The sequence below is a fragment of the Stutzerimonas stutzeri genome, from assembly GCF_000935215.1.
GTDB lineage: Bacteria > Pseudomonadota > Gammaproteobacteria > Pseudomonadales > Pseudomonadaceae > Stutzerimonas.
The window spans coordinates 1-11,846 of record NZ_JXXD01000063.1; the positions used below are offsets into that span (position 1 = coordinate 1).

Here is an 11,846-nt window from a genome sequence, read left to right on the forward strand (position 1 = left end):
TGGCGCATTCGGCAGCCGCGGCGGTGGCCGATGAGCTGGCTGCGCTGCAGGTTCGGCTGGAGCTGCAGGCACCGGCACAAACCCTGTACTGCCGGGTCGACCCGCCGCGTTTCGAGCAGGCGCTGACCAATCTGCTGCGCAATGCCGCCCAGGCCAGCCCTGGCGGATTGGTGCGCCTGCGCTGGTGGCGTGATGCTGCCGAGCTGATGTTGCAGGTCGAGGACGACGGTCCCGGCATTGCCGAGTCGAACCGAGCCGCGCTGTTCGAGCCGTTCTTCACCACCAAAGCGGTGGGCGAGGGCAGTGGGCTGGGGCTGGCGGTTGCCCATGGCGTGGTCAGCGAGTGCGGTGGACGTATCGAGCTGGTCGACGGCGGTCTGCCGGGCGCGGCCTTCCGTATCGCATTGCCATTGATCGACGAGGAGGTCGAGCATGACTGAAGTGACGCAGGAGCGGGTCCTGCTGGTCGAGGACGACGACAGCCTGCGCCAGTTGCTGGTCGAGGAGCTGGAAGACCGCGGCCTGCAGGTGCGCGCGCTGGCCAGTGCGGAGGAGGCGGTCGGCTCGCTGGAAAGCTGGGAGCCGGCGCTGGTGGTCAGCGATCTGCGCCTGCCCGGTGCCGATGGCATGGCGCTGTTGCGACGGGTCAGGACGATGCAGGCGGCGCCGGCATTCTTGGTGATCACCGCGTTCGGCAGCATTCAGCAGGCGGTAGCGGCGCTCAAGGAAGGCGCCGACGAGTTCCTTACCAAGCCGCTGGACCTGGAGCATTTCGCCCTGGCGGTGGCCCGGGCGCTGGAGACACGCCGCCTGCGCGACGAGGTGCGGCGCTTCCAGCAGCTACTCAGCGATGATCGCTTCCACGGCATGCTCGGCCGTAGCCGGGTTATGCGCGGCTTGTTCGATCAGATCCGCCAGCTTGCCCGCGCCGAGGGGCCGGTGCTGGTGATCGGCGAGAGCGGCACCGGCAAGGAGCTGGTCGCCCGCGCCGTGCATGCGGAAAGCGAACGTGCCAGAGGGCCATTCCTTGCGATCAACTGCGCCGGGCTGCCGGCCGAATTGCTGGAAAGCGAATTCTTCGGCCATGTCTCTGGCGCCTTCACCGGCGCCAACCGCGCGCACAAGGGACTTTTCCAGCAGGCCGACGGTGGCACGCTGTTTCTCGACGAGATCGGCGAGATGCCGCTGCCGCTGCAGGCCAAGCTCCTGCGCGTGCTGCAGGAAGGCACGATCCGCCCGGTGGGTGCCGAGCGTGAGCTGAGCGTGGATGTGCGCATCATCGCGGCGAGCAACCGCCCGTTGGAAACCGAGGCCGGCCGTGAGGCCTTCCGCGAGGACCTGTTCTTCCGCCTGGAAACCTTCATCCTGCAGGTGCCGCCGCTGCGTGATCGCGAGGAGGACCTCGAACTGCTGGCCGCCGGCTTCGTCGCCCACTTTGCCGCGCGTAGCGGGCGGCCGGTGCGCGGCATCGCGCCGGCGGCACTGGCGCAGCTGCGACGCTATCCGTTCCCGGGCAACGTGCGCGAACTGCAGAACGCCATCGAGCGTGCGGTGACCTTCTGCCACGGGCGCAGCATCGAGCTGGAGCACCTGCCCAGCCGCATCGCCGACTATCGTGATGACAAGGCGCGCAGTGCCGGCGCCGAACTGCTCGCTCAGCTCAGCGATGGCCCGCTGCTACCGACTCTGGAGGAGCTGGAGCTGCGTTATATCGAGCATGTGCTGAAGCTGGTGGACGGCAACAAGCGCCGCGCCGCGGCCCTGCTCGGCATCGGCCGGCGCACGTTGTACCGTCGCCTCGGCGAGCGTGAAGACGGTTGATCGGACTCGCCGCAGGGCGCCCGAAAGCGCACACTGCCGGCCTTTTCTCAGTGAGGAGCGAACATGCTCAATAACGACGTCCTGCGCAGCCTGCGCTACACCCTCAAGGCCAGTGATGCACAGATGGCCGAAATTGCCGCCCTGGGTGGCTGCACGGTGGACGAGGCCGAGGTTCGCGCCTGGCTCAGCCGCGAGGACGAGGACGGCTATCAGGAATGCCCGGACGAAGCGATGGCGCGTTTTCTCGACGGGCTGATCTACTTCAAGCGCGGAAAGGACGAAAGCCGTCCGGCACCGCCGCTGGAGCTGCCGGTCAGCAACAACCAGATCCTGAAAAAACTGCGGGTGGCCTTCGAGCTGCGCGACGAAGACCTGCAGGCGATCCTGCATGCCGCCGACCTGCAGCTGTCGAAATCCGAACTCGGCGCGCTGTTCCGCAAGCCCGGCCACAGCAACTACCGCGCCTGCGGCGATCAGCTGCTGCGCAATTTCCTCAAGGGCCTTTCGCTGCGCCAGGGTTGATCCACACCGCACGGCACCTCAAGTGGTAAATGGCCAGGCGGCCGCTACGCTCAAGCAGGTAGCTAGCCGCATGCCCGGTGCGCAGCTCGTCGCCGGGAACGCCATAACAACAAGATGACCGCCCCACGCGGCGGTGCCCTGAGGTGCGTGCCATGAAGATTCCCTGCCTGACCCTGAGCGCCTTGCTCGCGATGAGCTGTGCCGCTGCGATTGCGGCGCCGACCAGTGATGAAGCACTGGAGCGCATGCGCTCGATGAAGACCACCGGCCAGTCGCTGGACATGAAGACCATCCCCCAGGATGGACCCACCGCCGACGCCATCCGCGGCAACCTCAAGCGCATCAAGCTGCCGGAGGGTTTTCGCATCGATCTCTACGCCATAGTCCCGGATGCCCGTCACATGGCGGTTGGGCCTTCCAGCGGGGTGGTGTTCGTCGGCACCCGCAAGACCGATCTGTGGACGGTCACCGACCGCACCAAGAACCGCACGGCCGATGAAGTGAAGCGCTTCGCTCCGGCGATTTCCTTCACCCAGCCCGGCCCCTGCTTCAGCCCGGACGGCTTCCTCTTCGTCGCCGAGCACAACCGCGTGCTGGTGTTCCCGGCGGCGGAGTTCTTCTACGAGGGGCCGGACGTGGCGGCGGACATCGTGGTCCCGACCGGCGAGCTGATTCCAAAGGACGAGGAGAGCTACAACCACGGCGCACGGGTCTGTGCCGTGGGCCCGGACAACAAGCTCACCATCTCCCTCGGTCAGCCGCACAACGTGCCACCCAAGGACAAGCTCGACCTGTACGCCAAGCACGGCATCGGCGGCATCGTGCGCATGGAGCGCGACGGCAGCAAACGCGAGGTCTACGCCACCGGTGTGCGCAACTCCGTGGGCATCACCTATAACCCGATCAGCAAGGAGCTGTGGTTTACCGACAACCAGGTCGACGGCATGGGCGACGATACGCCGCCGGGCGAAATCAACCATGCGCCAAAGGCAGGCATGCGCTTCGGCATGCCCTGGTATGGCGGTGGTCAGGTGCGCACCAACGAATATGCCGACGAGACCCCGCCCGAGGGCCTGACCTCGCCGGTGGTGGAAACCACCGCCCACGCGGCGGACATGGGCCTGACCTTCTACACCGGCAAGCAGTTTCCCGAGCAGTACCGCGGCGGCCTGTTCAGCGCCCAGCGCGGCAGCTGGAACCGCACCGTGCCGGCTGGTGCGCGGGTGATGTTCACGCCGTTCGAGGCCGATGGCAGCGGCCCGTCCGGCGAGACGGTGCCCTTCGCCGAAGGCTGGCTGGATGAGGAAACCGGCGAGTACTACGGCCGCATCGTCGATGTCGCCCAGCTCAAGGACGGCTCGTTGCTGGTCAGCGACGACACTGCCGGGGCCATCTACCGCATCTCCTACCAGGGCAACTGAGCCGCTGCGCCGGGCTGCCGTTCGCGGTAGCCGGCGCCATTCGAGGATTTCTGCATGTCGATGGATCTCAAGCGGTGGCTGTCCCTGGTGCTGGCATTGCTGGTGGGCAGCGCCTGCCTTCCGGCGCTGGCGGCCGATCTGACCGCGGCCAAGGCCAAGGCCAAGATGTGCGCCGCGTGCCACGGCATCGATGGCATCGCCACGGTCGCCGATGCACCGAACCTGGCCGGCAACGGCGAGCTGTACCTGGCGCGCCAGCTGCAGGCCTTCCGCTCCGGTGAGCGCAAGCATCCGCAGATGAGCGTCATCGCCTCCGGGCTGAGCGACGAGGATATCGCCGCGGTCACGGCCTGGTATTCGGCGATCAAGGTCAGTGTCGAATTGCCCGAGTGAGCCGCCCGCTCTGAACGTTTGCCGCTCGGCCCGGGCCTAAGCCCTGACGAATCCAGAGAGCACACCCATGACCTTTTCCATCATCGCCCGCTGCCCGCGCACCGGTCAGTTCGGCGTGGCCGCGGCCACGGCGATGCCCGCGGTGGGCAAGTTGCTGACCCACGCGGCGGCCCATGTCGGGGCGGTGGCGACCCAGGCACAGATCAATCCGTACCTCGGTATCGACGGCCTGCGTTTCCTGCGCCAGTTCAGCCCGGCGGCCGAGGTGCTGGAGCGGCTGCGGCGCACCGATCCCTGTATGAGCCAGCGCCAGTGCGCGGTGATCGACAGCAAGGGCCGCACGTCCTGCTGGACCGGGGAAAAGTGCCTGCCCTGGGCCGGCTCGATCGCCGGCGAACAGTTCTGTGTGCAGGGTAACCGGCTCAAGGGGCGCGAGGTGCTGGAGGCCGCCTGCGAAGCCTATGAGCGCAGCGCACACCTGCCGCTGGTGGAGCGTTTGATGGAGTCGATCGCCGCCGGCGATGCCCAGGGCGGCGATCGCCATGGCGAGTCATCGGCAACGGTGTATGTGGTCGATAACGAGGAGTACCCGCTCTGGGATATCCGCGTCGACCATCATCCCGACCCGTTCGCCGAGCTGCGCCGGCTGCACGATGTGTTCGCGCGCGACGTGGTGCCGGAAATCCTCGCCATGTCGACGCGCGCCAATCCTGCCGGGGCAGCCGGCGAGGAGACCATCTGAACTGCGGTCTGCTGGCTCAGTCGCGCTGCCAGAGCACGTCGACGTAATACTCTTCACCGTCGTAGTGGATCTTCAGATCGCCGTCGTAGGCGGCCTTCAGCGCGTGGCCAATGCGCTGCGCCAGGTGCAGGCCGGTGGTGGTCACGCGCAACCCGTCGGGCTCGTCGCTGATGGCCATCAGGCGCTCGATCGGGTGCTCGGCCTTCTCCTTTTCCTCGGTGTTGCGGATCAGCCCGCTGAGCTCGTCGACGTGCGCTTTGACGAAGGCGCCGCGCAGCCTGATGGTGCCGGCCGATACGTCTTCGGCGATGCGCTGGCAGGCCGGGCAGATCGCTTCCTCTGCGTTGCTCGCATCGATCAGGCCGTGCCAGGTCCAGCGTCCGGCCTGGTAGGCGGCGCCGCATTGTGGGCAGAGGGTGTCGCTGCGCTGATGCCAGGCCTTGAGGTAGGGGTCATGGTGTTCGGGTTGCAGAAGCTTGTCGCGCGTCTTGTCCATGGCGAAGGCCTCAATGATTGGGAGGGTGCCTTTGCAGCGTAGATCAGGCTGCAGGGCTCTTCCGCCTGCTGGGCGCGACGATTGCCGGTTGCGATGATCGGTCGCGCGAGCGCACACGCGGCGTGCTCAAAAGGGTTGCGCTTCGACGCGCTGCGTCAGCTGTTCCAGGCGCAGCGTGCCCTGGGCGCGGTTGCGTACCGCCATCCAGTCCTCCAGTGCTGCCAGCGAGCGCGGCGGCGAGATCAGGTAGCCCTGGAACAGGTCGCAGCCGGCCTGCAGCAGTGCCGACTGTTTTTCCATGTTGTCGACGCCCTCGGCATTCACGCGCTTGCCCTGGGCATGGCAGAAGTCGATCAACGCGCTGAGGCTCAACTGCATTTCCGGGCGGGTCAGCCGCGTGATGATCGCCATGTCCAGCTTGATGGTGTCGGCGGGGTACTCGAGCAGCTGCTGGATCGAGGTATAGCCGACGCCGAAGTCGTCGATGGCGACGCGGAAGCCCGCGCGGCGAATGGCCTGGACCACTTCCATGGTGTTCTTGCACAGTTCGGCGGCATAGGTCTCGGTCAGCTCGATCTCGATTCGACCCGGCGCGACGCCATGGTGTGCGGCGCGCTCGACCAGGTAGCGGCAGATGCGGTCGTCGTTCAGCTGCGCGGAGGACACGTTGATCGCCAGCAGCACCCCTTCGCCGAACAGCTGCACCAGCTTCGGGTACTCCGCCAGTGCATGATCGATGACCCAGCTGTCGATCTTCGGGAACAGCCCGGCGCGTTCGGCGATGGGAATGAATTCGCCGGGCGAAACCGTCCCGAGGATTGGTGAATGCCAGCGCAGCAGGACTTCGCAACTGACCACTGCGCCTTCGCGATCCAGCGCCGGCATGTAGACCAGGCGCAGCTGGTCGTCGCCTTCGAGCTCGCGCAGCTGGTCTTCGATCAGGCGGATTCGCTCGTTGCGCCGCTCCAGCTCGCCGCTGAAGACCACCGCAGTGTTCTTGCCCTCGGCCTTGGCCTGGTACATGGCGGTGTCGGCGCGGGTGAGCAGCTGGGTGATCGAGTCCGCATCTTCCGGGTAGCAGGCGGTGCCGATGCTGACGCTGACCGGATACAGGCGATCCTCCAGACGAAACCCGCCGCGGCAGAGGCCGAGCAGCGCGTCGCACAATTGCTGGAGGCCGCCGTCGCCGGTTTCGCTCAGCAGCAGGATGGCGAACTCGTCGCCGGACAGACGCGCCAGGGCCGTTTCCGTCTGCGGGTAGTCGGTGCGATGACGTTCGAGCACGCCGCGGGCGCGCTGGGCGAAGATTCGCAGCAGAGCGTCGCCGGCCTCGTGGCCGTGTTGATCGTTGACCTGCTTGAAGTTGTCCAGATCGAGAAACAGCAGTGCCAGCCGCTTGTGCGTGCGCATGCACTGCTCGTACATGGCATTGGCCAGCACGCCGAAGTGCGCCCGATTGCTGACCTGGGTCAGGCTGTCCTCCCAGGATATTTCGCGGATGCGTTGCAGCGCTTCGGTGTTGCGGTCGTGCAGGGTCTTCATGTTCACCGTCAGCCGGCCGATCTCGCCGCCATCGGTCGGCTCGTCGAGCGCGTCGCGCTTGCACAGCAGCAGGTCGGTGAGCTGGTCGTCCAGCTGGCTGATGGGGCCGGTAATGGAACGGCGGATCAGCCACAGCAGCAGGCCGATGGAGATCAGGCAAATAAGCGCGCCGCCGGCGATGAAGGCGAGCCCCAGGGTCTGCAGGCGCTCGGCGGTGTAGTGCGACGCCGGTGTCAGCCGAGCATGCAGCGAACGCGACAGCGAAACCCCGGCGGACAACCCGGCGACCGCCGGCAACGGCTCGTCGGAGATTTCGACAGGCGCACCGTATTCGCTTTCCAGGCTGCGCTTGAGCTTGAGGAAGCGCTCCGGGCGCACCGCCAGCTGAATGGCGAAGGCCTCGGCGCGCTGGCTTGGCAGTGGCCGGCTGCTGGAGGCCGGCAGGATGAAGTCGGTGTTCATCAGCAGCGGGTCGTCATTGGCCTGCTCGACGTAGAGGGTGTTGCCGGATGCCGAAGACCGTCTGGCTTCGCTGACGATACGCTGCTGGCTCGCATTCATCGAGGCGAATGGCGACAGGCTGCTTTCGAAGTAGTAGGCCGGCCTGCCATCGGGCTGCACGACGGCGAGGGAAACGAAGGTCAGCTCGGTATTGGATAGCGAGCGGATGCTCTGCTGGATGCGCAGCCCGAGGGTGTCGTTGCGAAAGTCGGTGTCCGACTCGCGCAGGAACAGCAGCAGCGCCTCGCTATCCATGATCGAGTAGAGCACGCTGCGATTGAACGCCTCATAGTCCAGGTAGGCGGAGGTCAGCGCCGAGAGCTGCTGCTCCAGGCGCGCCTGCTCCAGCCCCAGCAGCGAGGCGCGCTGGGTCAGGTAGGCGGTGGTCGAGGCAACCAGCTGGATGATCAGAATGACCGGAAAGATCACCAGCAGCGTGCGTTTACCTAGCGTCATGGGCGTTGATCAGTGCACTGATGATGCGCCGCCGCGTCTGCGTGCCCTCCAGCGGTCGCGTCTCGTAGACCTGGCTTCTCTCAAACACCGCTTCCGGCGGGTAGATGGTCGAATCCGCGCGGATATCCGCCGGTAGCAGGGCCTGCGCCGCAGCGTTCGGTGTGGCGACGCCCAGATCGGCGGCATTCAGGGCGGCGATTTCCGGCTGCTGGAGGAAGTCGAGGAAGCGCCGCGCCAGCGCCTTCTTCGCGGTGCCGGTCGGTATCGACAGGCAATCGACCCAGAGCAGCGTGCCCTCTTCGGGCACCACGTAGCGCCAGGGCCCGCCGTCGACCCCTTCGACTTCGTTGAGCACCTGCTGGTCGCCGCTGTAGGCCAGGGCCATGTCGGCCTGGTCGAGGTAGCGCTGGCTGCGCAGTGAGGTGATCACGTACTCGTAGGTCAGCACGGCGCTGGACTGGGTCATGAGCAGGTCGAAGGCGGCCTTGAGTTCGTCGTTGTTCGAGGTGTTGATCGAATGGTTCTGCAGGATCAGCGGACTGGCGAGGATGTCCTCGTGATCCTCCATCATGATGATGTGTGGCTCGTCGGCGCGAGCCGGTTGCAGCAGGTCCTTCCAGGATCGTGGCGCGCTTTCCAGGCGGTCGCTGCGATAGGCGATGCCGAGCGTGCCCCACAGGTAGGGCACGCCGTAGCGCCCGCAGCTGTTGCGCCAGCGTTGCGGGACATGACGCAGCGTCGGCAGCTGCTTGTCGTCGATCGGGTCCAGCAGGCCGCGGGCGCCAAAGCGCGAGGCGCTGATCAGCTCCGTCAGGGCGATATCGATCTGATGCTCGGGCTTGGCGAGGACTTCGTCGCGCTTGTCGCCGCTATCGAAGTAGATCTGCCTGATCTCGACCCCGGTTTCGGCTTGCCAGCGTTCGATCACCGCTTCGCTGAGGTATTCCTCCCAGGTCAGCAGCGTCAGGTGTTCGGCCGCGTGCACGGGAGTTGAGGGAAACAGCAGGCTGACCGTCATCAGCAGGGTGCTGCGCATACGCCATGGCGCCGGTTTGTTGTTCTTCTCGGTCATTGGTCATCCATCCCAGGCATTGGCCGCCGTCGCAGTGGCAGCACATTCGACGGGTCTGCCCGGGTTATCGGCAACGGGTGATGGCACTTTAATGGCGTCAGAGGGCCGGCGGCAACGAATTTGTAATCTTGGCCACATCCGTTCCGATCGGCGGTGCGCGAAGCCCGGCAGTCAAACGGGTTGTTCGTCGCAGATGGCCTGCCGGCACTCGATTCTTGAGCCAGACTCCAATACAGCCCGTGCCGGAACCAAGGAGCCTGCCATGACCTTCAAGATCCCCTTTTACGATCGAGTCCAGGCAGGTGTGGCGCTGGCCGAGCGCCTGGCGGAGGATGCCGACTGGCGCGATGCGCTGGTCCTGGCATTGCCGCGCGGCGGTGTGCCGGTAGCATTCGAGGTGGCACAGCGGCTGGGCCTCGAGCTGGACATTCTGGTTGTGCGCAAACTCGGCACGCCGGGCAATCGCGAACTGGCTATGGGCGCCATCGCCAGCGGCGGCGTGCGTGTGATGAACGACGACATCGTGCAGTACATCCACGTCTCCAGGGCCGAGATCGACGGCACCATCGCCCAGGAAACCCACGAGCTGCAGCGGCGCGAACAGGCCTATCGCGGTGAACGACCGCCGCCGCTCATCGCCGGGCGTGCCGTGATCCTGGTGGACGACGGGCTGGCGACCGGCGCGACCATGCGCGCCGCGGTGCAGGCGGTGCGCCACCTGGGCGCGACGTGCATCACCGTTGCGGTGCCGGTGGCGGCTGCGCAGAGCATCGCGCAGCTGGAAAAACTGGCGGATCGCGTCGTCTGCCTGCATGTACCCCATGACCTGTATGCCATCGGCCGCTGGTACGAGCATTTCGAGCAGACCCCCGACCGTCAGGTGGTGGAGCTGCTGCAGCGCGCGTGGACCCAGGGAGGGCAGGCGGCATGACCGCGCTTGCGGTGACACCCATGCGCTTCACGCTCGGCAAGGCACGCCTGCACGGCGAGCTGTGCCTGCCGCCTGCGGCCACCGGTCTGGTGGTGTTCGTCCACGGCAGCGGCAGCAGCCGGCATAGCCCGCGCAACCGCAGCGTGGCGCATTGCTTCAACGAAATGGGGTTGGCGACCTTGCTCTTCGATCTGCTCACCAAGCACGAGCAACCCATCGACGAGATCACTCGCCAGCTGCGTTTCGACATCCCGCTGCTCAGTCAGCGCCTCAGTGGCGTGGTCGACCAGCTGAGCAGCGATGCGCGCTTGCACGAGCTGCGCATCGGTCTGTTCGGCAGCAGCACCGGCGCCGCTGCGGCGCTGACCACCGCGGCTTCGCGTCCGGCGGACATCGCCGCGGTGGTCTCGCGTGGCGGCCGGGTCGACCTGGCGGATCTGTCGCTGGCGCGGGTCAAGGCGGCCTCGCTGTTCCTCGTCGGCAGCGGCGACCTCGAAGTGCTGGAGCTGAACCGAGCGGCGGCTGCACGCCTGCAGTGCGTGCATCAGCTGGTGATGGTGCCTGGCGCGACGCATCTGTTCGAGGAGCACGGCACGTTGGAAGAGGTGGCGCGGCTGGCCGGCGACTGGTTCCTGAGACACCTGTGCTGATCCTGCCGCGGGCCGCAGCTGGGAGAAACAGGCGGTGCAGTACCGCTGGCCAGGCCGAACGGCAATCTGCTGATACAAGGCTCTTCGCGGTGTTTGATGGACAGCGGCGAACTCTTGGCCTCGACTTGTAACAAAGATCGGAATGCCAAGGAGGTTGTGATGACACAGGCCGCATGGCGTCGCGGAGCCACCGACGCACTCTTCTGGTCACTGCTCTATACCGCACTCTGGGCGCTGTTCGCTGCCGGGCAGGGCTGGGTGCTGGGTGTGCCGACGATCACCCTGGCCGTCGTCCTGAGCCTCTGGCTCGGCCTGCGCCCGATGGCCATGCGCCTGGCGGCGCTGCCGGCGTTTCTCGGCTTCTTTCTCAAACACATGCTGCTCGGTGGCTGGGACGTGGCGCGGCGTGCGCTGCAGCCACGCTGTCCGCTGCAGCCGGCGTGGCATCCCTATCCGCTCACCAGCCAGTCGCCGCGGGTGCGCCTGTTGCTCTCGGCGATGGTCGGGCTGTTGCCCGGGACCCTGGCGTCGCGAGTCGATGCCGACGAGATGCGTGTGCACGTGCTGGATGAGCGCCTGCCCTGGCAAGCCACCGTGGCCGAACTGGAACTGCGCCTGGAGCGGCTGCTTGGCGCGGAGGGGCGGCCTTGATGGCAGTGTTCTGCGCACTTCTGCTGCTGACCCTGATCATCGGTCTGTGGCGCGTACTGCTCGGCCCGCGACGGGTCGACCGGCTGCTTGCCGTGCAGCTGTTCGGCACCACCGGCGCGGCGCTTCTGCTGGTGCTGGCGCAGTGGCAGGGCGCGCCGGCACTGCGCGATGCGGCGCTGGTGCTGGCGCTGCTGGCGGCGATGATCAGCGCCGCGCTGGTACAGCTGCTGCGACGTAGCCGCCATGAGTGAACTGCTCGACTTCTTCAGCTGGCTGCTGCTGGCCGGTGGGCTGGGGTTCTTCGCCGCCGGGAGCATCGGTCTGCTGCGCTTTCCCGATACCCTGAGTCGCCTGCACGCGCTGACCAAGGCCGACACCCTCGGCCTCGGCCTGGTGGTCGCCGGCCTTTCGCTGCGCGCTGGCGGGGTGCTGGAAGTCGCGCAGATGCTACTGATCTGGCTGCTGGTGCTGGCCTCCGGCGCCACCGCCTGTCAGCTGCTGGCACGTCAATCCGACGAGGAGGACGGCGATGACTGACTGGCTGCTGGATGCGGTCCTCGGCCTGTTGCTGCTCGGTCTGGCCGGTGGCGCGCTGCATGTGCGCCAGCTGTATGCCGGCGTGTTGCTGTTCATTGCTTTCGGGCTGGT

At 66.6% G+C, this 11,846-nt stretch carries 14 protein-coding genes and 1 pseudogene; 12 read left to right on the forward strand and 3 right to left on the reverse strand.

The window, feature by feature from the left end:
- The 6 genes from LO50_RS08285 to LO50_RS08310 form a co-directional block, all read left to right on the forward strand.
- Positions 1-440, forward strand: a 440-nt coding sequence (locus LO50_RS08285; protein ID WP_044314682.1) for a sensor histidine kinase, incomplete at its 5' end; no start/stop codon positions are given.
- On the forward strand, positions 433-1,821 hold the full coding sequence (locus tag LO50_RS08290) for a sigma-54-dependent transcriptional regulator (RefSeq protein WP_044314683.1): 1,389 nt from the start codon (positions 433-435) through the stop codon (positions 1,819-1,821). The genes LO50_RS08285 and LO50_RS08290, both read left to right, overlap by 8 nt.
- Positions 1,822-1,884: 63 nt before the next feature.
- Positions 1,885-2,343: a YehS family protein gene (locus LO50_RS08295; RefSeq protein ID WP_014821882.1), complete on the forward strand. Its 459-nt coding sequence runs from the start codon at positions 1,885-1,887 to the stop codon at positions 2,341-2,343.
- 152 nt (positions 2,344-2,495) lie between these two features.
- Entirely contained in the window at positions 2,496-3,764 is a 1,269-nt protein-coding gene (locus LO50_RS08300) for a PQQ-dependent sugar dehydrogenase (protein ID WP_044314684.1), read from the forward strand.
- A 54-nt stretch (positions 3,765-3,818) separates the two neighbouring features.
- Positions 3,819-4,157 (forward strand): c-type cytochrome, encoded by a 339-nt coding sequence (locus tag LO50_RS08305; protein ID WP_023444509.1) that lies wholly within the window; start codon positions 3,819-3,821, stop codon positions 4,155-4,157.
- Positions 4,158-4,224: 67 nt separating this feature from the next.
- On the forward strand, positions 4,225-4,899 hold the full coding sequence (locus LO50_RS08310; RefSeq protein ID WP_044314685.1) for a DUF1028 domain-containing protein: 675 nt from the start codon (positions 4,225-4,227) through the stop codon (positions 4,897-4,899).
- A gap of 16 nt (positions 4,900-4,915) precedes the next feature.
- Here the strand turns inward: LO50_RS08310 and LO50_RS08315 are convergent, their stop codons facing one another.
- The 3 genes from LO50_RS08315 to LO50_RS08325 all read right to left on the reverse strand — a co-directional run bounded on the left by LO50_RS08315 (position 4,916) and on the right by LO50_RS08325 (position 8,966).
- Positions 4,916-5,395 (reverse strand): BCAM0308 family protein, encoded by a 480-nt coding sequence (locus tag LO50_RS08315; protein ID WP_044314686.1) that lies wholly within the window; start codon positions 5,393-5,395, stop codon positions 4,916-4,918.
- 126 nt (positions 5,396-5,521) lie between these two features.
- Complete coding sequence (locus tag LO50_RS08320; RefSeq protein WP_044314687.1) at positions 5,522-7,894, reverse strand: putative bifunctional diguanylate cyclase/phosphodiesterase; 2,373 nt, start codon at positions 7,892-7,894, stop codon at positions 5,522-5,524.
- On the reverse strand, positions 7,881-8,966 hold the full coding sequence (locus tag LO50_RS08325; RefSeq protein WP_044314688.1) for an ABC transporter substrate-binding protein: 1,086 nt from the start codon (positions 8,964-8,966) through the stop codon (positions 7,881-7,883). The genes LO50_RS08320 and LO50_RS08325 overlap by 14 nt, the downstream gene beginning before the upstream one ends.
- A 262-nt stretch (positions 8,967-9,228) precedes the next feature.
- Between LO50_RS08325 and LO50_RS25205 the strand changes: the two genes are divergently transcribed.
- The 6 genes and pseudogenes from LO50_RS25205 to LO50_RS24635 all read left to right on the forward strand — a co-directional run.
- Complete coding sequence (locus LO50_RS25205) at positions 9,229-9,897, forward strand: phosphoribosyltransferase (RefSeq protein ID WP_044314689.1); 669 nt, start codon at positions 9,229-9,231, stop codon at positions 9,895-9,897.
- Positions 9,894-10,547 carry a dienelactone hydrolase family protein gene (locus tag LO50_RS25210; RefSeq protein WP_201775185.1) on the forward strand — a complete coding sequence of 218 codons (654 nt, stop codon included), beginning with the start codon at positions 9,894-9,896 and terminating at the stop codon, positions 10,545-10,547. The genes LO50_RS25205 and LO50_RS25210 overlap by 4 nt, the downstream gene beginning before the upstream one ends.
- Before the next feature lie 159 nt (positions 10,548-10,706).
- Positions 10,707-11,198: a Na+/H+ antiporter subunit E gene (locus LO50_RS08340; RefSeq protein WP_044314690.1), complete on the forward strand. Its 492-nt coding sequence runs from the start codon at positions 10,707-10,709 to the stop codon at positions 11,196-11,198.
- Positions 11,198-11,449, forward strand: a complete 252-nt coding sequence (locus tag LO50_RS08345) for a monovalent cation/H+ antiporter complex subunit F (protein ID WP_044314691.1) — start codon at positions 11,198-11,200, stop codon at positions 11,447-11,449. Before LO50_RS08340 ends, LO50_RS08345 begins: the two co-directional genes overlap by 1 nt.
- Positions 11,442-11,735: a cation:proton antiporter gene (locus tag LO50_RS08350; protein ID WP_014821872.1), complete on the forward strand. Its 294-nt coding sequence runs from the start codon at positions 11,442-11,444 to the stop codon at positions 11,733-11,735. The genes LO50_RS08345 and LO50_RS08350 overlap by 8 nt, the downstream gene beginning before the upstream one ends.
- Positions 11,728-11,846, forward strand: a pseudogene (locus tag LO50_RS24635) (sodium:proton antiporter); the annotation flags it as partial. The gene LO50_RS08350 and the pseudogene LO50_RS24635, both read left to right, overlap by 8 nt.